The following is a 21,352-nucleotide window of genomic DNA, read 5'->3' on the forward strand; positions in this document are numbered from 1 at the left end:
CCGGTCCGGTCGTCGGTCTTTCGGTCGTGTGGGTCGTGTCGTGTCGTGTCGTGTCGTCGGACGCCGTGCGTCGGCGCCCCTACAACCACTAGGACACACCACCCGCAGGGACCGTTGCATCCCGGACCGACCCGGTGCGGGGTCTCAGCCGACGCGGCCCAGAGCGGTGAGGGCGAGCATGAGCGCGGCGATGGTCTCCCCGTCGGTGATGGTCCCGTCGCGCAGCATCCCGAGCACCTCGGAGACGGGCACCGTGGTCACGGCCGCGATGCCCTCCTCGGCGCGGGCGTGCTCGTCGGCCCCGGACACCGGCGTGAGCCCCCGGGCGAGGAACACGGTCTCGGGCGCGCGGCACACGCCGTTGAGGGCGTTCATCGTGCCGACCTGCTGCCACTCGGTGGCGGCCAGCCCGGTCTCCTCGGCGAGCTCGCGCTGAGCCGCCACGAGCGGGTCCTCCCCGTCGGTGCCGCCGGCCGGCACCTCGACCGAGCGGCCGACGGTGTGCCGGTCGACGGTGACGAGCACGACCTCGTCGGCCCCGGTCAGGGCCACGACGAAGACCGCCGGGCGACGCAGCTCGACGACCCCGAAGACCCCCGGGCTCCCGTCGGGGCGCACCACGGCGTCCTCGCGCACGCGCAGCCAGGCGTTCTCGTAGACGACCCGGGTCCGGCGCACCGGCCACGTCATGCCCGCACCCCCTCGTCGGCCGCGCGCTCGAGGGCGAGCAGGTGCTCCTTGGCCGGCAGCCCGCCGAGGTAGCCGCCGAGGGTGCCGTCGGAGCGGACGACGCGGTGGCACGGCACGACGATGGGCAGGGGGTTCGTCGCGCAGGCGGAGCCCACCGCGCGCACCGCCCGCGGGCTGCCGGAGGCGGCGGCCACCTCGCCGTAGCTCTCGGTCGACCCGAAGGGGATGTCGCGGAGGTGCCGCAGCACGGTGAGGCGGAAGCCCCGGGCCAGCCGCAGGTCGAGCGGCACGTCGAACGCGTGCCGCCGCCCGGCGAAGTAGTCGTCGAGCTCGCGCGCGAGCGGGTCGAGCCGGTCGCCGCCGCGCAGGATCCGCGAGCCGACGGAGACGCCGAGGGAGTCGAGCACCCGCTCGTGGTCCTCGAGCTCGAAGGCGACGCGGACGACCCCCTGCCCGGTCGCCGCGAGGAGCAGGGCGCCGACGGGGGAGTCGAGCAGGCGGTAGGTCACGTCGACCGACGACTCGGCGCTCGCGCGGGAGACGAGGGCGGCGTGCAGCGCGTCGAGGCGCTCGGCGTCGCCGGCGGCGGGCTCACGCATGAGCGCGACCGGGTGGTGGGACGTGCTGTCGTCCGCGGACAGGCTGTGGGACAGGCTGTGCGACGGGGTGTCAGACCGGTTGTCGGACATGGGTGCTCACCTTTTCTCGTGAGGGGCGTACGTGGATCGGAGGCGCGCGATGCCGTCGGCGGCCGCGCGGCGGGCCGCGGCCGCGCTCCCGCCGACGATGCGGGCCACCTCGGGGTGGGGCAGGCCGGCCACGTGGTGGTAGGCCACGCAGAGGCGCTGCTTCTCCGGGAGCGCGGCGACGGCCGCCCAGAGTGCCCCGTCGGGCAGCGCGGCCTCGGGCTCGTCGGAGCGGGCTGCAGAGACGTCGGGCACGGCCGCGACCGGGACGGCTCGGCGGGCACCGGCACGCACGACGTCGAGCGCCTTGCGATGCGCGATCGTGACGAGCCACGCCCGCACGTTCGCGTCGTCGGGCAGGTCGGGCCAGGCGCGGAGGGCCGACAGGAACGTCTCCGACCACGCGTCGTCGGCCTCGGTCGGGCCGAGCACGGCGCGGCAGACGCGCAGCACCACGGCCCCGTGCTCGGTGACGGCCTGCTCGAACGGTCGCAACATGTCCTGTAGACGCTCCGGGTCGCGGAAGTGTGAGGTCACCCAGTCTGGGGGGTCCGTCGGGCAGGCATCCGGCTTCGGGCCGGCGATGTGCTCTCGGGAGCCCGACAGGTCGACGGACCGGGACGCGACGGCCCGGCCGGGGCCGGAACGCCGGTCAGAACAGGCGGCCCGACGCGGTCGCGGACGGCTCCTCGAGCGCGAGGAGGAAGCGCTTGCGGTCGAGGCCGCCGGCATACCCGACGAGCGAGCCGTCGCTGCCGACGACGCGGTGGCACGGCACGACGACGGCGATCGGGTTGCGACCGTTGGCGGTGCCGACGGCCTGGGCGAGGTTGCGGTCGCCGAGCGCGCGGGCGAGGTCGCCGTAGCTGCGGGTCTCGCCATAGGGGATCTCGCGCAGCAGCGCCCAGACGCGCTGGTGGAAGGTGTCGCCGCGCGGGGCGAGCGGGAGGTCGAACTCGGTCAGGGCGCCGGTGAAGTAGGCGGCGAGCTGCACGCCGACCGACGCGAACGGCTCGTCGGTCGGGTCGCCCGCCACCCCGAGGACGTCCGGGTCCTCGGGGCGGTACTTCGCGGCATCCATGAGCAGGTGCGTGACCGCACCGCCCTCGGCGACGACGGTGAGGTCGCCGATGGGCGAGGGGACGACGACGTGAGCGGGACCCGTGCCGGTCACGGCACGTCCGGGGACGGGCCGCCCGCGCGGTCGGGCGCCGCGGCGCCGTGGGCGGCGACGATGTCGTCGTGCGTCGGCACGGGGTACTCGGCGGAGTAGTCGCCGTAGGCGCGGGGGTCCTCGGACGGCTCGAGGTGGCAGGTGAGGGCGATCTCGCCGAACTCGCGGTGCACGGCCTCCTCGACCTCCTCGACGAGGTCGTGGCCGCGCTGCACCGTCCACGCGCCGGGCACGAGCACGTGCACCTCGGCGAAGCGGTGGTGCCCCGAGACCCGGGTGCGCAGGGCGTGGAAGTGCACCTCGCGCGTGACGAACCGGGAGAGGACGTCGGCGATCGCGCCGTTGTCCTCCTTGCTCATCGAGATGTCCATCAGGCCCTCGGTCGACTCGCGGATGAGCTTCCACCCGGTCCACACGATGTTGACGCCGACGAGGAAGGCGATGACGGGGTCGAGCCGCTCGACCCCGGTGAGCCCGACGAGGAGCACCCCGACGACGACGCCGGCCGACGTCCAGACGTCGGTCATGAGGTGCTTGCCGTCGGCGGTGAGCGTGAGCGACCGGTGCTGCCGGCCCGCGCGGAGCAGGACGACCGCGACGACCCCGTTGACGACCGAGGCGACGACCGAGATGGCGAGGCCGAGGCCGACGTTCTCGATGGGCTGCGGGTCGAGGAAGCGCTCGACGGCCGTGTACATGATGACGAGGGCCGCGACGAAGATCATCATGCCCTCGACCGCGGCCGAGAAGTACTCCGCCTTGGTGTGGCCGAAGTGGTGGTTCTTGTCGGCCGGCATCGCGGCGACCTTGAGGGCGATGAGCACGGCGACGGCCGCCACGAGGTTGACGACCGACTCGGCCGCGTCGGAGAGCAGGCCGACCGAGCCGGTGACGCGCCAGGCGATGACCTTGAGCGTGATGGTGACGACCGCGGCGGCGATCGAGAGGTATGCGAACCGGCTGAGGTCGCGCGTCTGCAGCCCGCGGCCGGTGGCCGGGCTGTCGGGGTTCGGGGTCGCTGGCACCCCACCAGTGTGGCAAACGGGGCCGACGACGGGCGTGCTGCGGCTCGCCCGTGGACGCGGACGGCATCCGGCCTCGGCGCCCGTCACGTGGTGCGGATCGAGGGGGAGCGGGTAGGACAACGACATCCGATCGGATACGGAAGGAGCCCAGACATGGGTATCGCAGACAAGGCCGGCAACTTGGGTGAAGAGCTCAAGGGCAAGGCCAAGGAAGCCGCCGGAAAGGTCACCGACAACGAGCGACTCGAGGCCGAGGGCGAGCGTGACCAGGCCTCGGCGGACCTCAAGCAGCGGGGCGAGCAGCTCAAGGACGCGGGCAAGGACGTCAAGGACGCCCTCGACCGCTGACCTTCCGGAATGGGGTGGGCCGGTCCCGACGGGGGCCGGCCCACTGCTCTGTCCGGCCGGCCGGGGTGGCACGCGTCCGGATGCCGTCGGGCTGGGTAGGGAGCTGACGTCCCCTTGCCAGCGCGGCTGGGTGCCGTGAGGCTCGGGGGACGGATCTTCGCTCCCCTCGAGAGGCACCCCGTGACACCCACGAGCACGCCCGCCCCCCTTCCCCCGGCGACACCGGACGAGCTCTCGGCGATGGATGCCTGGTGGCGGGCGAACAACTACCTGACGATCGGGCAGATCTACCTGCAGGACAACGCGCTGCTGCGCCGCCCCCTCGTGCCCGACGACATCAAGCCCCGCCTGCTCGGCCACTGGGGCACGAGCCCCGGACTGTCCTTCGTCTACACCCACATGTCGCGGGTCATCCGCCACACCGGCCAGCAGACGATCTACCTCACCGGACCCGGTCACGGTGGACCGGCGCTCGTCGCGGCGGGCTACCTCGAGGGCACGTACACCGAGACCTATCCGCGCGTGACGACCGACGCGGAGGGCCTGCGCCGGCTCTTCCGGCAGTTCTCCTCGCCCGGCGGCATCCCCAGCCACGTGTCGGTGACGACGCCGGGATCGATCCACGAGGGCGGCGAGCTCGGCTACGTCCTCGTCCACGCGTTCGGGGCGGTCATGGACAACCCCGACCTGCTCGCGCTCGCCGTCGTCGGCGACGGCGAGGCGGAGACCGGGCCCCTGGAAGGCTCGTGGAAGGGCATCTCGTTCCTCAACCCCCGCCGGGACGGCGCCGTCCTGCCGATCCTGCACCTCAACGGCTACAAGATCGCCGGGCCCACCGTGCTCGGGCGCAAGGACCCCGCGGAGGTGCGCAGCCTGCTCGAGGGGCACGGCTACGAGGTGCTCGAGGTCGAGGGTGACGACCGGCCGGGCATGCACGAGCGCTTCGCCCGGACGCTCGCGACGGCATACGCGAAGATCCGCGCGATCCAGACCGAGGCGCGTGCGGAGGGCTGGACGATGGGGGAGCGGCCGCGCTGGCCGCTCGTCGTGCTGCGCACCCCGAAGGGCTGGACCGGTCCTGCCGAGGTCGACGGCGTCGGGGTCACCGGCACGTGGCGGGCGCACCAGGTGCCACTCTCGGGGGTGAAGGACGACCCGGAGCACCTCGCCCTGCTCGAGTCGTGGATGCGCTCCTACCGGCCCGAGGAGCTCTTCGACGAGTCGGGGGCACCGGTCGCGCTCGTGCGCAGCGCCAACCCGGAGGGCGAGCTGCGGATGAGCGCGTCGCCGCACGCCAACGGTGGGGTGCTGACGCGGGGGCTCGACCTGCCGGACTTCCGGGACTTCGCGCGCGACGTCCCCTCGCCGGCGCAGGTGCGCGCGGAGTCGACGCGGGCGCTCGGCGAGCTCATGCGCGAGATCTACGTGCGCAACCCGACGACGTTCCGGCTCTTCAGCCCGGACGAGACGAACAGCAACCGCGTGGGGGCCGTCTTCGAGGTGTCCGACCGCATGACAGCCGAGCGCGTGCTGGCCGAGGACGAGAAGCTGTCGCACGACGGCCGGGTCATGGAGGTGCTCTCGGAGCACTCGTGCCACGGCTGGCTCGAGGGCTACACCCTGACCGGCCGGCACGGCCTCTTCGCGACCTACGAGGCCTTCGCGATGGTGAGCGCCTCCATGACCGTGCAGCACAGCAAGTGGCTCCAGGAGGCCAACAAGCTCGAGTGGCGGGCCGAGGTGCCGAGCCTCAACATCCTCCTGACGTCGACGGCGTGGCGCAACGACCACAACGGCTTCTCGCACCAGGGCCCCGGCCTCATCCAGACCGTGCTCAACTCGCGCGGCGAGGTGTCACGGATCTACCTGCCGCCGGACGCGAACTGCCTTCTCTCCGTGGCGGACCACTGCTTCCGTTCGAGGAACTACGTCAACCTGGTCGTCATCGACAAGCAGCCGCAGCCCCAGTGGCTGACCATGGACGAGGCGGTCGCCCACTGCGCGGCGGGAGCGGGGATCTGGGACTGGGCGGGCACGGACGACGGCGACCGCGATCCCGACGTCGTGCTCGCGTGCGCCGGCGACGTCGTCACCCTCGAGGTGGTCGCGGCTGCCGGGATCCTCAGGGAGCGGCTACCGCAGCTGCGCGTGCGCGTCGTCAACGTCGTCGACCTGATGAGCCTGTCGCGGCCGCGGAGCCATCCGCACGGCATGGACGAGATCCGTTTCGGCGAGCTCTTCACCGACCACGTCGACGTCGTGTTCGCCTTCCACGGCTACCACGGTGCCGTCCACCAGCTCGTGCACGGCCGGCCCGACGCCGACCGCTTCCACGTGCGGGGCTTCAGCGAGGAGGGCACGACGACGACGCCGTTCGACATGGTGGTGCGCAACGAGGTCGACCGCTACCACCTCGTCATGGACGCCATCAACAACGCGGGCCGCCAGGTGCGAGGCGCGAGCGAGGTCAAGCGGTGGTGCGAGGAGCAGCTGGTCCAGCACCACGCGTACATCGTCGAGCACCTCGAGGACATGCCGCAGGTGCGGGACTGGGTCATGACGACGGTCGTCGAGGACTGAGGCGGTCGAGGACCGACGCGGTCGGGCCGCGGCGGTCGGGCCGCGGCGGTCGGGCCGCGGCGGCTCGGGGTACCGGGCGGCGGCCTCGCGCTGGTGGGCCCCGTCGGGCTCGAACCGACGACCGGCGGATTAAAAGTCCGATGCTCTACCGACTGAGCTAGAGGCCCGGGAGGACGCGGGTGCTCCGCAGTCTCCGTGCAGCCACCACGCGGGCACGAGTCCCGCGGGTGGCTGACGCACGACAGTATGCCGCAGGTGAGGGTGGCGCCCGTCGAGGACCGCGGGTGTGGCGGATGCGCCGTAGAGTGGGTGGCTCGAGCAGTGCGATCTCGGGCCTGGTGCCGGTCCTCGCGGTGTGTCACCGGAACCGAGGTGCGTCGTGACCGTGTCCAGTCCGGACCCCGCCGTCGCGAGGGTGCTGCTGCAGCTCGCCGACGAGCCGGCTCCGCCGGGGGCCGGTGGGCTCGTCAGTTCCCTGACCCGGCTGTGCTCGGCGCTCGTGCGGCACCTGCCCGCGTCCGGATCGGGGATCAGTCTCGTCGGCGAGGGGCAGGGGTCGGCCGGGATCGCCGCGGCGGCCGGGCCGGAGAGCCGTCGCCTCGAGGAGCTGCAGTTCACGCTGGGGGAGGGCCCCTGCCTCGACGCGCACGCCGCCCGTCGCCCGATGCTCGAGCCCGACCTCGCCGGTGCGGGGTCGACGCGGTGGCCGGTCTACGGGCCACGGGCCGCACAGCTCGGCGTGGGCGCGGTGTTCGCGTTCCCGCTGCAGGTCGGGGCGGCCCGGGTCGGGGTGCTCGACATCTACCGCAAGCAGGCCGGACCGCTGTCCGACGAGGCGCTGGCGACCGGCTTCACCTTCGCCGAGGTGGCTCTGCGCCTGCTGCTGCAGGGGCAGGCGGAGGCCCCGGACGGGCAGGCGCCGGCGGCGTTGACCGATGCGCTGGCGTACCGGATGGAGGTCTACCAGGCGCAGGGGATCGTGATGGTGGACCTGCAGTGCGGCGCCGACGAGGCGTTGGCGCGCCTGCGTGGCCATGCCTTCGCCACCGGGCGGGACATCACCTCGGTCGCGCGCGACGTCATCGACGACACGCTGCACCTTCCCCGGGACGCCCCTCCGGAGCGCCACGCCACCGACGGACCCGGGAGCCGTCCATGACCGTCCACGACCGCCCGCCGGGGTCCACCGTCGGCATCACCTGGCCGCCACCGTCGACCCGCTTCCACCTCCACTGCCACCTCCACTGCCAAACCGCCGAGAGAGGCGCTGAGCGCTCATGATCGCCATCGACAAGCTGACCGACGTGTTCGTCGCCGTCGCCGACACCCTGGTCGCCGACTTCGACATCATCGAGTTCCTCGAGCTGGTCGCGCAGAAGGCCGCGACGATCAGCGCGGCCACCGCCGCAGGGATCGTGCTGGGTGACCCGACGGGCAGGCTGCAGTTCGTGGCCGCCTCGGAGGAGTCGGTCCGTCTGCTGGAGGTGATGGCGGTGCAGAGCGAGAGCGGGCCGTGCCAGGACTGTTTCCACGCCGGTGAACCGGTCATCAACCCCGACCTGCGCGAGGGCGAGGCGCGGCGTCGCTGGCCGGCGTTCGCCGACCTCGCCACCTCGATGGGATACCAGTCGGTGCACGCGCTGCCGTTGCGCCACCACGGGACGGCGATCGGGGCCCTCACGCTGCTCAGCGTCGGTCCCCACCCCCTCGAGGACGCCGACACCAAGGTCGTCCAGGCCATCGCCGACATCGCCACCATCGGCATCCTGCAGGAGCGCTCGCTCCGCGCGAGCAGCGTCCTCACCGAGCAGCTGCAGTTCGCCCTGGTCAGCCGGATCAGCATCGAACAGGCCAAGGGCATCCTCTCGCGCATCCACGCCACGAGCATCGACGAGGCGTTCACCATCCTGCGCTCCTACGCGCGACGATCGGGCCTCGGGCTGAGCGCCGTCGCCACCGACGTCGTCACCCACCCCGAGCGTCATCCGTCCATCACGAGGACGTCAGCGGCGCGCGGCGACCGGTGAGCCGGGCTCGCGCGAGCCCACCGGCCGCGGGGCCGAACGACCGCCGAGCGAGCCGGGGGTACAGAGGTCCATCGACAGTCACCCACGGGGACGCCGACCGCGTCGAGCAGGTGCAGGAGGCGGCGCGCCCCCCGGTCCGACGATGACCGAGCACGACCAGCTCATGACGCCCCAGGAGGTGGCGGTGGCCCTCCGGGTCGACCCGCGGACCGTGGCGCGCTGGGCGCGCACGGGTCTGCTGCACCCGGTGTTCACCCTCGGCGGTCATCGCCGCCACCGCGCGAGCGAGGTCCTCTGCCTCCTGGAGGAGGCCGGGCCCCCTCGTTCCACGTCTGAGGCAAAATTGGTTCGTACCAGTTGTCGGGATGCTCTGGACTCATCGACTCGCCTGGCCCTAGTCTCTCGATATTGGTCCGTACCACTTGAGGGAGAAGCGCATGAAGGCGAAAGCCACCGGGTTGGTGATGCTCACCGCGGTGGGCGTGGCGTTGGCCGGCTGCACGCCGAGCACGGGAGGCGGCGGCTCGAACGCTGCCGCCGGTGACGAGGGGAACGGGCAGGGCACCGTCAAGATGGTGCTGTGGCCCGGCCCCGAGGGTGACGCGATGAGCAAGGTCGTCGCCGCCTACAACGCCGGGCAGGGCCAGCAGGACAAGGTCAAGGTCGACATGACGCTCCTCTCGCGCCAGGACACCTTCTCCAAGGAGTCCACGCTGATGGCCGCCAAGTCGAGCCAGCAGGACATCTACTTCGTCGCGAGCTACAACGTCGGGCAGTTCTCCAACGCGCTCGAGCCGCTCGGCGACGTCGACGCGAGCAACTACTTCCCGGTGGCCGTCGACGGCCTCAAGTACGAGGGCAAGCAGTTCGCGCTGCCGCTCGACGTCAGCAACCACTTCCTGCTCTACCGCAAGGACCTGCTCGACACCTTGCTGTCGGACAAGGGCCAGTGGGGGGCGTATGCCGCGGTCGCCCAGAAGGCCCTCGGCGAGAAGCGCGACCCCAAGCCGGCCGAGCAGTGGGACTGGGACGACTACGTCGCCATGTCGGCGTGGTTCAGCAAGAACGCCAACCCGTCGTCGCCGACGCAGTACGGCACGATCCTGCAGGCCAAGAACCTGCTCTACAACACGATGATCTGGGACGACGTGCTCTGGGGCGAGGGTGGGGGCTGGACGGGCTCCGACGGCAAGGCCGCCCTCGACAGCGAGGCGGGACTCAAGGCCGTCAACGTCTACCGTTCGATCTACACGAACGGCTGGACCTCCAAGGACAGCTCGCAGGCCGAGTTCCCCGAGACGCAGGCGGCCCTCAAGGCCGGCAGCGCCGCGTTCGCCCTCCAGTGGTCGGCCGGCTTCGCCGAGCTCAACGACCCGGCGAAGTCGCCGAAGGTGGCCGGCAAGATCGCGATCGCGCCGGTGCCCGGGCAGAAGACCCACGTCCACGCCCTTGCCGTCGCGCTCAACAAGTACTCGGGCAACAAGGCCGCCGCCAAGAAGTTCCTCGGCTACCTCGCCACGACCGACGCGATGACCGCCTACGCCAAGGCCGGTGGCATCCCGCCCGTGCCGAGCGTGCTCAAGGCGAACGCGTCGATCAACCCCGCCTTCGACAAGATCTCCGAGTCGATCGAGAAGTACGGCTACTCCGTGCCCGTCTTCCCGAACACGTTCCAGGCCTACAGCAAGATCGCCGAGGCGCTGAGCGGCGCCTGGGTCGGCCAGGGTGACGCCAGGACCGCGCTGCAGACCGCGAACGCCGACCTGCAGAAGCTGCTGGGCTGACGGAGGCCGGTCGGGGCCCGTCCTCCGCGCGGCCCCGACCGGCCCCGATCGGCCTCGACCGGTCCTTGTCGACCCTCGAATCGGCCCATCCTCGAAGGAGATCCATTGTCATGGCTGCCACCACGGCCTCGCGCGGCGTTGCCGCGAAGTGGGTGCTCGGCGCGCCGCTCATCCTCTTCACCGCCGTCCTCGTCGCCTACCCGGTGTTCCAAGGCGTGCAGACCGGCTTCTTCGGGCTCTCGTTGCAGGACCCGGAGATCCCGTTCACCGGCCTCTCGAACTTCACCGAGGTGCTCACCGACCCGGGCTTCCTGTCCGCCGCCCGCTTCACGATCGTCTTCGCTCTGATCGTGACGGCACTCGAGACGGTGCTCGGCTTCGCCCTCGCGCTGCTGATGAACCGCCAGTTCCCCGGCAAGCGCGTCTTCTTCACGATGCTGCTCGTGCCGATCATGATCGCGCCCGCCCTCATGGGCGTCATGTTCCGCCTCCTGCTCAACGGCGACATCGGGCTCGTGCCCGAGCTGCTCCGCGGCGTCGGCCTCGACATCTCGCTCTTCGCGCCCGACACCGTCGTGCCGCTGCTCGTCGTGCTCGACGTGCTGCAGTGGACGCCGTTCACCTTCCTCATCATGTATGCCGGCCTGCAGTCCTTCCCGACGGACGTGCTCGAGGCGGCTCAGATCGACGGCGCCGGGCGCTGGCGCACGCTGCGCTCGATCGTGCTCCCGATCATGCGGCCGATCATCTTCGCGGCCGTCTTCCTACGGCTCATCGACGCCATCCGCACCTTCGACGTCATCTACGTCCTCACCGCCGGTGGGCCCGGCACGAGCACGACCACGATGAGCATCTACATCTACAAGACCGCTTTCGAGTCAGGTCAGTTCGGCCTCGCGGCCGCGGCCTCGACCATCGTCATGATCGCGCTGGTGCCGTTCGTGCCGCTCCTCGTCAAGCGCATCGTCACCTCCGGGAAGGAGGCCTCGTGACCGCCACCTCCCGCCCCCGGCTCTGGTGGACCACCGTGGCCGTCGGCATCGTCGCGGTCGTCGTCAACCTGCCGTGGTTCAACGCCCTCCTCGTCAGCGTCAAGTCCGACGGCGACATCTCGCGGGGCGCGCTCACGCTGGGCACGCCGACCGGCGACCACTACGCGAACGCGCTCGGCGCGGCCGGCTACGACTTCCCGCGCTTCTTCCTCAACTCCGGGCTCATCGCGCTCGGTGCCGTCGCGCTCGTCCTGGCCATCGCCGTGCCGAGCACGTATGCGGCCATCCGCCTCGGTTTCGGGGGCCGCTTCATCCTCAACGCGTCGAGCGCCCTCCGGCTGCTCCCGGCCATCTTCTTCGCCGTGCCGTACTTCCTGCTCATGTCCAACCTCGGCCTGCTCGACTCGGTCGTCGGGCTGATCCTGGCCAACACCTTCCTCAACCTGCCCCTCGCGATCATCCTGCTCGGTGCGGGCTTCCGCGACGTGCCGGTCGAGCTCGAGGAGGCCGCGGCCGTCGACGGCGCCAACACCTACCGCATCCTGTGGTCGGTGCTGCTGCCGATCCTCGCGCCGACGCTCGTCGCCGTCTCGGTGCTCGTCTTCATCTTCTCGTGGAACGACTACCTCTTCGCGCTCGTGCTCTCCTCGTCCGAGGCGACGCCGATCACGCTCGGTGCGGCCAACTTCGTGACGAGCACCGGCATCCGGTGGGGTGACATCTCGGCGACGACGATCCTCTCGACGCTCCCGCCGGTGCTCTTCGCGGTCTTCGCGCAGCGCTTCCTCGTGAGCGGGCTCTCGGCCGGGGCGGTGAAGGGATGACGATGGTCGAGGATGGCGCCATGACGCGTCCCAAGTACGAGCTCGTGGCCGACGAGCTGAGCCGCCGGGCCGGCGACCTCGCGGCCCACGACGCCCTGCCGTCCGAGCGTGAACTCATGCAGCAGCTCGGCGTCAGCCGCATGACGGTGCGACGGGCGATCGAGCAGCTCGTGCGCCGCGGCCTCGTCTACCAGGTGCAGGGCTCCGGCACGTTCGTCGCCGACCCGGCCGTCGTCACCAAGACGCTGCGCCTGACGAGCTTCACCGAGGACATGGAGCAGCGCGGCCTCACCCCGACGACGACCGTGCGGTCCACCGGCTCCACGGGTGCCTCCGCAGAGATCGCCCGTCGGCTCGGGATCGAGCCGGGGGAGGAGGTGTTCGTCCTCGAGCGCCTCCGACTCGCGGACGGCACCCCGATGGCGCTCGAGCGGGTTCACCTGCCCGCGCTCGGGATCGACTGGGCCTCGGTCGATCCCGGCACGTCGCTCTACGCGCAGATGGCGGCCGAGGGGTGGACGGTCGAGCGCGCGGCGCAGACGATCGAGGCCGTCAACCTCGACCGCGAGACCGCCCACGCCCTCGACCAGGCCGTCGGGGCGGCAGCGCTACGGGTCACCCGGGTCACCTACACCGAGGCCGGTCGACCGGTCGAGCACGCCATGACGATCTACCGCGGTGACCGCTACGGCTACGACCTCGTCATCAGCCGGGACGCCGGATGATGCTCGTCGCCGACATCGGCGGGACGAAGATCGCCGTCGCCAGGGCCGGTGACGACGGCGAGCTCTGCTCGGACGTGGTGTCGGTCCCCACGCCGGCGTCGCGGGGCGCGGCGGCCGTCGTGGCCGCGACCGTCACCGCCCTCCAGCAGGTGCGCGCCCCCGACGACACGGCGTTCGGCATCGCGACCGCAGGAGTCGTGGACACGGCGACCGGCACGGTGCTGGGCGCCACGAGCAGCATCGCGGGGTGGGCGGGGACGCCGCTCGCCGCGCAGGTGGGCCAGGCGCTCGGGCTGCCGGGGTGGGTCGTCGGCGACGGCAACGCCTTCGGCACCGCCCTCGCCGCGGAGCACGGGGCCCGGTCGCTCGTCGCGCTCGTGGCCGGCACCGGCATCGGCGGCAGCCTCGTCGTCGACGGCGTGCCGCTCACGGGTGCGCACCACGCCGGCGGCCACTTCGGGCACGTCGTCGCAGCCGAGGCGCACGGCCTGCCCTGCCCGTGCGGCGCGACCGGCCACCTCGAGGCGGTCGCCTCCGGCCACGGCATCCTCGCCTGGTACCGCGCGAACGGTGGCGACCCCGGCGTGGTGAGCGCGCACGAGCTGTCCCGGCGGCCGGACGACGCGGCCGCGGTCGCCGCGCTGACGACGGCCGGCGCGGCCCTCGGCGCCGCGGCGGCGTCGCTGGCGAACGCCCTCGACCCCGAGATCGTGGCCGTCTGCGGCAGCGTGACCCGGGCGGGCGCGGTGTGGGAGACCGCCCTGCGTGGTGCCTACGCGGACACCCTCATGCCCGCCTCGGCGGGCACTCCCGTCGTGATCGCCGACGCCGGCCCCAGGACGGCCCTGCGTGGCGCCGCCCTCCACGCACTGGGGAGGATGGCACCGTGACCACCCACCCCCTGCCCGACGTGCTCCGCGCGCTGGAGGGGCAGCTCGTCGTCTCGTGCCAGGCCTATCCCGGCGAACCGATGCGCTCGCCGCAGATCATGGCGGCCGTCGCGCTCGCCGTCGTCCAGGGCGGGGCACGCGCAGTGCGCGCCCAGGGCATCGACGACCTCCGAGCCATCCGGCCCCTCGTCGACGTCCCCCTCATCGGCCTCGTCAAGCGGGGCGACAGCGGCGTCTTCATCACCCCCACCGTCGACGACGCCGTCGCCTGCGCCGCGGCCGGCGCCGACGTCGTGGCCCTCGACGGCACCCCCCGTGACCGTCCCGACGGTCGGCCGCTGCGCGACAGCGTCGAGGCGGTTCACCGGGCGGGCGCCCTGGTGATGGCCGACTGCGGCAGCCTCGGCGACGCCCTGCACAGCGTGGCGGCCGGCGCCGACTGCGTCGGCACGACGCTGGCCGGCTACACCGGCGAGCGGCCGGCGACGGCGGGCCCGGACCTCGAGCTGCTCGCCCAGCTCGCCGCGACGCTCACCCTCCCGGTCATCGCCGAGGGCCGGGTGCGCCACCCCGACGACGCGGCCGCGTGCCTCGCCGCCGGTGCGTATGCCGTCGTCGTCGGAACGGCGATCACGCACCCGACGCGCATCACGAGGTCGTTCATCGACCACCTGGCCGCCGCACGCCGCCCGCACCGAGAGCCGGTCGACTCCGGCGCCGAGAACGCCTGAGGAGCGACACCATGGACGTCGGAATCGCCGGATCCGCCCGGGAGGCGGCAGTTCTGGCGGCGGACCTCGTCGCTGCCGCCGTCGTCGCCTCGGCGAGCCCGGTGCTGGGCGTCGCCACCGGGTCGAGCCCCATCGGCATCTACGACGAGCTGGCGGGTCGGGTGGAGCGGGGCGAGCTCTCGCTCGCGAGGGCATCCGCCTTCATGCTCGACGAGTACGTCGGACTGCCGGCCGGGCACCCGCAGGCCTATCGCGCCGTCATCGATGCGATCTTCACGCGCCAGGTCGACATCGACCCGTCACGGGTGCACGGCCCCGACGGCGGCGCGACGGACGTCGAGGGTGCCTGTGCCGCCTACGAGTCGGCGATCCGCGATGCGGGCGGCGTCGACGTGCAGATCCTGGGTGTCGGCACCGACGGCCACATCGCCTTCAACGAGCCCTCGTCGTCGCTGGCCTCGCGCACGCGGATCAAGACGCTGACCCGGCAGACGCGGCTCGACAACGCGCGCTTCTTCGGCGGCGACCTCGACGCGGTGCCCACGCACTGCCTGACGCAGGGCGTCGGCACCATCCTGGAGGCCCGCGAGATCGTCGTCGTCGCGACGGGCGCCGCCAAGGCGGAGGCGGCCCGGCAGATGGTCGAGGGCCCGGTGAGCGCTCGGTGGCCGGCGACCGCCCTCCAGCTGCACCCGCGCGTCACGGTGCTCCTCGACCCCGAGGCCGCCGCGCGCCTCGAGCTCGCGGACTACTACCGCGAGGTCTGGGCGAACAAGCCCGACTGGCAGCGCCCCTGACCCGAGGAGGTCGGACAGGCCCGACGGGGTCGGACCCGAGGCGCCACGGCGCGGAGGCCCGCAGCTCAGGCGTCGTCGCAGCGCAGCCAGTGCTCGAGGGTGCCGTCCTCGTGCCCGTCGACCGCCAGGGCCCACACCAGCACTCCGGCCGCGAACGGGCCGACCGGGGCCGAGCGCGCGACGGCGTCCCGGGCCGCCGCGAACCCCGGCGCGTCGCGCGGGCGGCGGTAGCGCAGCTGCGGCGAGTCGAGCACCAGGTCGCGAGCGGCCGCGGGAAGGGAGTCGACCGTCGCCGGACGCCGGCGAGCCACCTCGAGCCGGCGCCGCGCGCGCCGCAGACGGACGACGCCGCCGACGATCAGGCCGACGCCCCTGCCACCAGGACGACGACCGCCCCGAACGCGAGCCCGCCACCGGCGAACAGCCCAGCCCACCCGGACGCCACGAGGCGGCCACGGCCAGCGCGCCGGCCAGCAGCACGGCGGCCACGGCGAAGGGCCGGGCGAGCCGCCGACGGGACGCGTCGAGCCGCGCCCGCTCCTGCTCGTGGAGGCGGGCGGCCCACTCCCGCACGGCGTGCGAGGGGAAGGTGCTCGACGGGGGAGGGTCGCCGGTCGCCGGCGAGGCGTCGAGCGCCCCTGTCGCGGACGGGGTGCTGCGGTTAGCGTGGCGAGGGGTACGCATCCGTGGGTGGCGCAGCACCGCCCGCCCGGACCCGGCGTCCCGACGGCGACGCAGCACGCACGGTGCAGCCACCACGACCACTCACCACGACCACTCACCACGACCATCCACCACCCGGAGGAGAACCGCATGAGCCTCGACCGACCGGTCGCCCCCAACCCCTACGAGCTGCTGCCGGCGGTGGCGTCGTTCGACGTGACGAGCACCGACGTCACCGACGGCGCGCCGCTCGCCGACGCGCAGGTCGCCGACGCCGGCAACACCTCGCCGCAGCTGTCCTGGAGCGGCGCCCCGGAGGGGACCCAGAGCTACGTCGTCACGTGCTTCGACCCGGACGCGCCGACGCCGTCGGGCTTCTGGCACTGGGTGCTCGTCGACCTCCCGGCGGACGTCACGTCGCTCGACACCGGCGCCGGCGCGGAGTCGGGGTCCTTGCCCGGCAAGGCTTTCCACGTGCGCAACGACGGTGGCTCGTCGGGTTTCATGGGGGCTGCGCCGCCGGAGGGTGACATGCCGCACCGCTACTTCTTCGTCGTGCACGCGGTCTCGGAGCCGACGCTCGGCGTCGACGACTCGGCGTCGCCCGCCGTCGTCTCGTTCAACCTCGCCTTCAAGACGCTGGGCCGGGCCGTCCTGCACGGCACCTACCAGCACTGAGGCGCAGGCAGCGTCGAGCAGCCGGAGCAGGTGTGCCGTCAGCCCGGTAGCCGGAACCGGCCCGCCCGGGGCGTCCAGCCCACGGGCGGGTCCTCGCCGGTGACGCCGTCCACGGCCTCGCGGAGCAGGTCCGCGTGGCCGGCGTGCCGGCCGTACTCCTCGACGAGGTCGAGCAGCAGGCGTCGCAGGCTCGCGTGTCGCCCGTGCGCGCCCGCGTGCACGGGCTGCTCGAGGCCACCCGACGCGAGCACCGCGGCGAGCCGCGCGCGGGAGCGCTCCACGGCGGCGTCGTAGAGGTCGTAGAGGTGCTCGGGGGAGTCCCGGGCCGCCGACTCGAGGTCCCAGTCGGTCGACCCGTCCCAGCCGTAGCCGGCCCAGGGCTCCCCGAGCGGCTCACCCGTCAGCTTGACGGTGTGGTGGAAGTCCTCGGCGGCCGCCAGGTGCTTGAGCAGGCCGCCGAGGCTGAGGCTCGAGGCCCCGACCGTCGTGGTCAGGCCGGCCTCGTGGAGGGCGTCGGCCTTCCACCGGAAGGTCGTGCGCAGCCGTTCGAGCGCGCCGAGCACCTGCTCCGTCTCGGTGCCCGCCAGCGGCGGCTCCCACGGGGTGAGGTCGGGTGCGCCGTCTGCGCCCGGGTTCGTCGTCATGCGCCGAGCGTAGGAACGGTCCCGGACGGAGCGCGTCCGGGACCGTTCCTACGCCCCGCAGAGCCCGTCGAGCGGGCCCGTACGAGGGCCGTGCGGGGGGCGTGCGACCGGCGAACGACCGGGCTCAGGCCGTCATCAGCTGGGCGGAGCCGAGGTGTTCGCGCAGCTCGGCCAGCACCCGGCGCAGCAGCCGGCTCACCTGCATCGCGCTCAGCCCCATCGTGTCGGCGATCTCCGCCTGGGTCATGTCGTGGGTGAAGCGCAGCTCGACGATCCGGCGCTCACGGGCCGGGAGCCGCCCGAGGGCGGTGCGCACGACGATGTCGTCGTCGAGCTGGGGGTCGCCCTCGCGGTCGCCGTGGGCGTCGACGAGGTCGAGCACCGGGCGCCCGCCCTCGGTCGTCGCGTCGAGGGAGGCAGGGCGCAGGTTCGACGACGCCACCTGGGCCTCGCGCACCTGCTCGGGGGTCAGGTCGAGCGCGGCCGCGATGTCGGCGCAGTCGGGCTCGTGGCCGAGGGTCTGCTCGAGGAGGTTGCGTGCGTCGGTGACGAGCTGCCGCCGCTCCTGCAGCCCGCGGGGCGGGCGCACGAGCCAGCCGTGGTCGCGGAAGTGCCGCCGGATCTCACCGGTGATCGTCGGCGTCGCGTAGGCCCCGAACTCCGTGGTCTGCGCGAGGTCGAAGCGCTGGATCGCCTTGAGCAGGGCGAGGAAGGCCACCTGCTCGAGGTCGTCGCGGTCCAGGCCGCGGCCGGCGTAGCGGTGGGCGAGGGAGCGTGCCAGCGGCATGTGCAACCGGGTCACGGTCTCGAGGGCGATCGCCTTCTCGGTCTCGCTCGTGCAGGTGCGGATCGTGTCGAGAAGCTCTCGGGTGCGGGCATCCTTGCGCGGGCCGCGCGACGGGTCGGTCATGAGTCCTCCATCAAAGGTGGCGGCGCTTGCTTGACCGACGTGACAGACCTTAGACAAAGCATGGACAGCGCGCAAGTACAGGGTCTGTCCAACGTTGTGCAGCACCCGGTCGACGGGTGTCCGGGTCGAGCGGTTGGGGCCGCAGCGACCCGCGCGCACCCGCGTGCGGACCCCGCAGCGGACGCGGGGCTAGCCTGCTGGGATGAGTGAGAGCGAGCACCGGGCCCCTCGGCGGCCCGCCTTCTTCAGCGAGGCCGCGCTCGAGGCCCACGGGCCCGCCTACGACCCGACGGAGCAGATCCACGTCGCGCACGAGACGGCGCTCGCCCTCGTCCACGCGGGGCGGGCCGCCGCCGACCCCGCGGTCACGGGCAAGCTCGTCGCCCTCGTCGACGACATCGGCCTCTCGACGCTGGCCGAGCTGTGGTCGCAGCGGCCCGCCCGGTCGCTGCCCGGTGCGCTGTGGCGCCTCTACGTCCTGCGCGAGTGGGTGCACCGCGCCCCCGAGGAGGCGAGCCGTGACTACGCCGCCGGCATCCGGTTCACCGGCCCGAACCACGCCGTGGCCGGTGCGGCCGAACCACCCGGGCCGGCGGAGATGAGCCGCGTCATCGACGAGGTCTTGCGCGGGGTCTTCGAGGGCGACCTCGCCGTCGCCCTCGAGCGTGCGGCGGCCTTCTGCCGCGTCGTCTCGGCCGGCCGCGCCGACACCTCGACCGGGGACGAGAGCGCCGAGCGGGCCGCGAGCGTGCTCGCCATGGCGCAGGACCTCAGCGTGTGCGCCCACCTGTGGCGCACCGGGGCCCTGGGCTGAGCGACCCGACGCGCCGGCGACGGACTTCGCCGATCCCTTTGGCGATCCGCTGCGGCGCGTTTATCCTTGCTCGTGCGTCGGGTCGCGGTAGCCCCGGGTCCCAAATTTCGCCGCTCCGAGCGGCCCTGTGCCGAGAGGCGCTCCCGACCCGACGCGACCCCCTCGCCGGCAGCGGTCGGTCGCAGCCGGCACGCCACCTCCTTCCCGGAGCCACCTGGTTCGCGGCTTCGCCGCACGAACGGGCCGGGTGCCCCCTAGATTGAGCGCATGACGCCCGAGGAGGAGCGGTCTGCCGACCTGCTGGATGTCGAGCTGGCCGATGAGATCGAGCTCGTGAGCGACCTCGTGGTGGCGGCCTCGTCGAGCCCGCGCCACTTCACCCCCGACGAGGTCGACGAGCTGCTCGGCATCGGCGGCGAACCCGTCGGCCCGGCCGTGGGGAACGCCGCCGAGGCGCCCGCCGGTGCCGCCTCCGGTGCCGCCTCCGACGCCGGCCCCGGCACCCCGACCGCGAGCGCGTCCGTCGTCGACCCGGCCTCGTGACGCCGCCCCGTGCCCTCCTCGTGACACCGCGGTGAACGGGGGACGACGGCTCGGTTGCGTGGGAGCGTCTACTACGCCGTAGCATCTTCCCCGGACCAGACCTCGATCGACCGGAGCACCCCGTGGGTTTTCGCCTCACACCCCAGGACACGAGCTTTTTCTCCCTCTTCACCTCCTCCGCACAGCTGCTCGTCGAGGCCACTCGGGAGCTGACCCGGTTCCTCGAGGTCGAGCCCTCGAAGCGGCAGACGGTGGCCGAGCGGCTCAAGGAGCTCGAGCACGCCGCCGACGACGCGACGCACGAGCTCATCAACAAGGTGAACAGCTCGTTCATCACGCCGTTCGACCGCGAGGACATCCACAACCTGGCCGCGTCGCTCGACGACTGCATGGACTACATCGAGGAGACCGCCGACCTCATCGTGCTCTACCGCATGGGTGAGATCCCGGAGGGCCTCGCGGAGCAGTTCGAGATCCTCGCCCGGATGGCCGAGGTGACGGCCGAGGCCATGCCGCGGCTGCGCTCGATGAAGGACCTCAAGAGCTACTGGATCGAGATCAACCGTCTCGAGAACCAGGCCGACTCGCTCCACCGCAAGATGGTGGCCGCGCTCTTCAACAACTCTCCCGACCCGATCAACGTGATCAAGGTCAAGGCCATCGTCGACGGCTTCGAGAACGCCGCCGATGCGTTCGAGAAGGTGGCCCACGTCGTCGAGGGCATCGCGGTCAAGGAGTCCTGACCCGCTGATGGACACGACCATCCCCGTCCTCGGGGTCGGTGCGGTCATCGCACTGGCCATGGGCTTCAACTACACCAACGGCTTCCACGACGCGGCCAACGCCATCGCGACCTCGGTCTCGACGCGGGCGCTGACGCCTCGGGTCGCCCTCGCCATGGCGGCCGTCGCCAACCTCTTCGGTGCCTTCTTCGGCGCCAAGGTGGCCAAGACGATCGGCTCCGGCATCATCGAGCAGCCGCAGGGCGTCGACGGCCTCTGGCTCGTCGCGGCGGCCCTCGTCGGCGCCATCGGCTGGAACCTGCTGACCTGGTGGTTCGGCCTCCCGTCGTCCTCCTCGCACGCCCTCATCGGCGGGCTCGGGGGAGCGGCCCTCGTGGCCGGCGTCGCCGTGCAGTGGACCGTCATCTGGGAGAAGGTCATCATCCCGATGATCGCGTCCCCGATCATCGGCCTCGTCCTCGGCTACCTCGTCATGACGGCCCTCTTCTGGATCTTCCGCAACGCCAACCCGGGCCGGGTGACGCGCGGCTTCCGCCTCGCGCAGACGGCCTCGGCGGCCGCGATGGCCTTCGGCCACGGCCTGCAGGACGCCGCGAAGACCGCCGGCGTCGTCGTGCTCGCCCTCAACATCTCGGGGCACCACGACAGCGACAGCATCCCGATCTGGGTGCTCGTGCTGTCCGCCGTCGTCATCTCGCTCGGCACGTATGCCGGTGGGTGGCGCATCATGCGCACCCTGGGTCGCCGGATCATCGACCTCACCCCGCCGCAGGGCTTCGCGGCCGAGACGACCGCGGCCGCGATCCTCTACGTCGCCGGCCTCGCCTTCGGCGCCCCGATCTCGACGACCCACACGATCACGTCCGCGATCATGGGCGTCGGGGCCACCAAGCGCCTCTCGGCCGTGCGCTGGAGCGTCGCGGGCAACATCGTCGGCGCGTGGGTGCTGACCTTCCCCGGAGCCGGCCTCGTGGCCGTCCTCGCCTGGTACGTGACGTCCGTCTTCCGCTGACGACCCCCGTGCCATCCGCCCCCGGGCGGGTGGCACGACGAAGGGCCCCCGCGACCGTCCGGTCGCGGGGGC

The 21,352-nt window shown here is 72.6% G+C and carries 25 protein-coding genes and 1 tRNA gene; 17 read left to right on the forward strand and 9 right to left on the reverse strand.

Annotated features, from left to right (window positions below; translation table 11 throughout):
- Nucleotides 1-144: 144 nt before the first annotated feature.
- The 5 genes from ABD979_RS04560 to ABD979_RS04580 form a co-directional block, all read right to left on the reverse strand.
- Entirely contained in the window at nt 145-690 is a 546-nt protein-coding gene (locus tag ABD979_RS04560) for an NUDIX domain-containing protein (protein WP_345506255.1), read from the reverse strand.
- Nucleotides 687-1,379, reverse strand: coding sequence for a methylated-DNA--[protein]-cysteine S-methyltransferase (locus ABD979_RS04565; RefSeq protein WP_425583907.1), 693 nt, complete (start codon nt 1,377-1,379; stop codon nt 687-689). The genes ABD979_RS04560 and ABD979_RS04565 overlap by 4 nt, the downstream gene beginning before the upstream one ends.
- A 6-nt stretch (nt 1,380-1,385) precedes the next feature.
- The gene (locus ABD979_RS04570) at nt 1,386-1,874 is read right to left on the reverse strand and encodes an RNA polymerase sigma factor (RefSeq protein WP_345506256.1); all 489 of its coding nucleotides are present in this window, start codon (nt 1,872-1,874) and stop codon (nt 1,386-1,388) included.
- Nucleotides 1,875-2,028: 154 nt separating this feature from the next.
- On the reverse strand, nt 2,029-2,550 hold the full coding sequence (locus ABD979_RS04575; RefSeq protein WP_345506257.1) for a methylated-DNA--[protein]-cysteine S-methyltransferase: 522 nt from the start codon (nt 2,548-2,550) through the stop codon (nt 2,029-2,031).
- Entirely contained in the window at nt 2,547-3,575 is a 1,029-nt protein-coding gene (locus ABD979_RS04580; protein WP_345506258.1) for a cation diffusion facilitator family transporter, read from the reverse strand. The genes ABD979_RS04575 and ABD979_RS04580 overlap by 4 nt, the downstream gene beginning before the upstream one ends.
- Before the next feature lie 153 nt (nt 3,576-3,728).
- Here ABD979_RS04580 and ABD979_RS04585 point away from each other — a divergent pair, with 153 nt between their 5' ends.
- Both ABD979_RS04585 and ABD979_RS04590 read left to right on the forward strand, forming a co-directional pair.
- Nucleotides 3,729-3,923: a CsbD family protein gene (locus ABD979_RS04585; RefSeq protein ID WP_345506259.1), complete on the forward strand. Its 195-nt coding sequence runs from the start codon at nt 3,729-3,731 to the stop codon at nt 3,921-3,923.
- Between the two features lie 180 nt (nt 3,924-4,103).
- Nucleotides 4,104-6,503, forward strand: coding sequence for a phosphoketolase family protein (locus ABD979_RS04590; RefSeq protein WP_345506260.1), 2,400 nt, complete (start codon nt 4,104-4,106; stop codon nt 6,501-6,503).
- A gap of 91 nt (nt 6,504-6,594) precedes the next feature.
- Here ABD979_RS04590 and ABD979_RS04595 read toward each other — a convergent pair.
- Nucleotides 6,595-6,670: transfer RNA gene (locus ABD979_RS04595), tRNA-Lys, on the reverse strand.
- A gap of 218 nt (nt 6,671-6,888) precedes the next feature.
- Here ABD979_RS04595 and ABD979_RS04600 point away from each other — a divergent pair.
- The 10 genes from ABD979_RS04600 (at nt 6,889) to nagB (ending at nt 15,273) form a co-directional block, all read left to right on the forward strand.
- A complete protein-coding gene (locus ABD979_RS04600) occupies nt 6,889-7,662 on the forward strand; it encodes a GAF and ANTAR domain-containing protein (protein WP_345506261.1) in 774 nt (257 codons plus the stop codon).
- 118 nt (nt 7,663-7,780) lie between these two features.
- A complete protein-coding gene (locus ABD979_RS04605; RefSeq protein WP_345506262.1) occupies nt 7,781-8,530 on the forward strand; it encodes a GAF and ANTAR domain-containing protein in 750 nt (249 codons plus the stop codon).
- Between the two features lie 163 nt (nt 8,531-8,693).
- Nucleotides 8,694-9,074 (forward strand): helix-turn-helix domain-containing protein, encoded by a 381-nt coding sequence (locus ABD979_RS04610; protein WP_345506345.1) that lies wholly within the window; start codon nt 8,694-8,696, stop codon nt 9,072-9,074.
- Nucleotides 8,968-10,314: an ABC transporter substrate-binding protein gene (locus tag ABD979_RS04615; protein WP_345506263.1), complete on the forward strand. Its 1,347-nt coding sequence runs from the start codon at nt 8,968-8,970 to the stop codon at nt 10,312-10,314. Before ABD979_RS04610 ends, ABD979_RS04615 begins: the two co-directional genes overlap by 107 nt.
- Before the next feature lie 110 nt (nt 10,315-10,424).
- Nucleotides 10,425-11,306: a carbohydrate ABC transporter permease gene (locus tag ABD979_RS04620; RefSeq protein ID WP_345506264.1), complete on the forward strand. Its 882-nt coding sequence runs from the start codon at nt 10,425-10,427 to the stop codon at nt 11,304-11,306.
- Nucleotides 11,303-12,130 carry a carbohydrate ABC transporter permease gene (locus tag ABD979_RS04625; RefSeq protein ID WP_345506265.1) on the forward strand — a complete coding sequence of 276 codons (828 nt, stop codon included), beginning with the start codon at nt 11,303-11,305 and terminating at the stop codon, nt 12,128-12,130. Before ABD979_RS04620 ends, ABD979_RS04625 begins: the two co-directional genes overlap by 4 nt.
- Before the next feature lie 20 nt (nt 12,131-12,150).
- Nucleotides 12,151-12,855, forward strand: coding sequence for a GntR family transcriptional regulator (locus tag ABD979_RS04630; RefSeq protein WP_345506266.1), 705 nt, complete (start codon nt 12,151-12,153; stop codon nt 12,853-12,855).
- Nucleotides 12,852-13,745 (forward strand): ROK family protein, encoded by an 894-nt coding sequence (locus ABD979_RS04635; protein WP_345506267.1) that lies wholly within the window; start codon nt 12,852-12,854, stop codon nt 13,743-13,745. Before ABD979_RS04630 ends, ABD979_RS04635 begins: the two co-directional genes overlap by 4 nt.
- Nucleotides 13,742-14,476 (forward strand): N-acetylmannosamine-6-phosphate 2-epimerase, encoded by a 735-nt coding sequence (locus ABD979_RS04640; RefSeq protein ID WP_345506268.1) that lies wholly within the window; start codon nt 13,742-13,744, stop codon nt 14,474-14,476. Before ABD979_RS04635 ends, ABD979_RS04640 begins: the two co-directional genes overlap by 4 nt.
- An 11-nt stretch (nt 14,477-14,487) precedes the next feature.
- The gene (gene nagB, locus ABD979_RS04645; RefSeq protein ID WP_345506269.1) at nt 14,488-15,273 is read left to right on the forward strand and encodes a glucosamine-6-phosphate deaminase; all 786 of its coding nucleotides are present in this window, start codon (nt 14,488-14,490) and stop codon (nt 15,271-15,273) included.
- A 65-nt stretch (nt 15,274-15,338) separates the two neighbouring features.
- On the opposite strand, the gene ABD979_RS04650 is transcribed toward nagB, so the two are convergent.
- Nucleotides 15,339-15,584: a hypothetical protein gene (locus ABD979_RS04650; RefSeq protein WP_345506270.1), complete on the reverse strand. Its 246-nt coding sequence runs from the start codon at nt 15,582-15,584 to the stop codon at nt 15,339-15,341.
- Between the two features lie 502 nt (nt 15,585-16,086).
- Here ABD979_RS04650 and ABD979_RS04655 point away from each other — a divergent pair.
- On the forward strand, nt 16,087-16,614 hold the full coding sequence (locus ABD979_RS04655) for a YbhB/YbcL family Raf kinase inhibitor-like protein (RefSeq protein ID WP_345506271.1): 528 nt from the start codon (nt 16,087-16,089) through the stop codon (nt 16,612-16,614).
- Nucleotides 16,615-16,652: 38 nt separating this feature from the next.
- Here ABD979_RS04655 and ABD979_RS04660 read toward each other — a convergent pair whose 3' ends face one another.
- On the reverse strand, nt 16,653-17,258 hold the full coding sequence (locus ABD979_RS04660; RefSeq protein ID WP_345506272.1) for a mycothiol transferase: 606 nt from the start codon (nt 17,256-17,258) through the stop codon (nt 16,653-16,655).
- 124 nt (nt 17,259-17,382) lie between these two features.
- Nucleotides 17,383-18,168, reverse strand: coding sequence for a sigma-70 family RNA polymerase sigma factor (locus ABD979_RS04665; protein ID WP_345506273.1), 786 nt, complete (start codon nt 18,166-18,168; stop codon nt 17,383-17,385).
- A 202-nt stretch (nt 18,169-18,370) separates the two neighbouring features.
- Between ABD979_RS04665 and ABD979_RS04670 the strand changes: the two genes are divergently transcribed.
- The 4 genes from ABD979_RS04670 to ABD979_RS04685 all read left to right on the forward strand — a co-directional run bounded on the left by ABD979_RS04670 (nt 18,371) and on the right by ABD979_RS04685 (nt 21,280).
- Nucleotides 18,371-18,982 (forward strand): hypothetical protein, encoded by a 612-nt coding sequence (locus ABD979_RS04670; RefSeq protein WP_345506274.1) that lies wholly within the window; start codon nt 18,371-18,373, stop codon nt 18,980-18,982.
- A gap of 267 nt (nt 18,983-19,249) precedes the next feature.
- Nucleotides 19,250-19,525 carry a hypothetical protein gene (locus ABD979_RS04675; protein ID WP_345506275.1) on the forward strand — a complete coding sequence of 92 codons (276 nt, stop codon included), beginning with the start codon at nt 19,250-19,252 and terminating at the stop codon, nt 19,523-19,525.
- A gap of 122 nt (nt 19,526-19,647) precedes the next feature.
- Complete coding sequence (locus ABD979_RS04680; RefSeq protein ID WP_345506276.1) at nt 19,648-20,268, forward strand: DUF47 domain-containing protein; 621 nt, start codon at nt 19,648-19,650, stop codon at nt 20,266-20,268.
- A gap of 7 nt (nt 20,269-20,275) precedes the next feature.
- On the forward strand, nt 20,276-21,280 hold the full coding sequence (locus ABD979_RS04685; protein ID WP_345506277.1) for an inorganic phosphate transporter: 1,005 nt from the start codon (nt 20,276-20,278) through the stop codon (nt 21,278-21,280).
- Nucleotides 21,281-21,352 lie beyond the last annotated feature (72 nt).

The sequence above is a fragment of the Terrabacter aeriphilus genome, from assembly GCF_039542985.1.
GTDB lineage: Bacteria > Actinomycetota > Actinomycetes > Actinomycetales > Dermatophilaceae > Terrabacter > Terrabacter aeriphilus.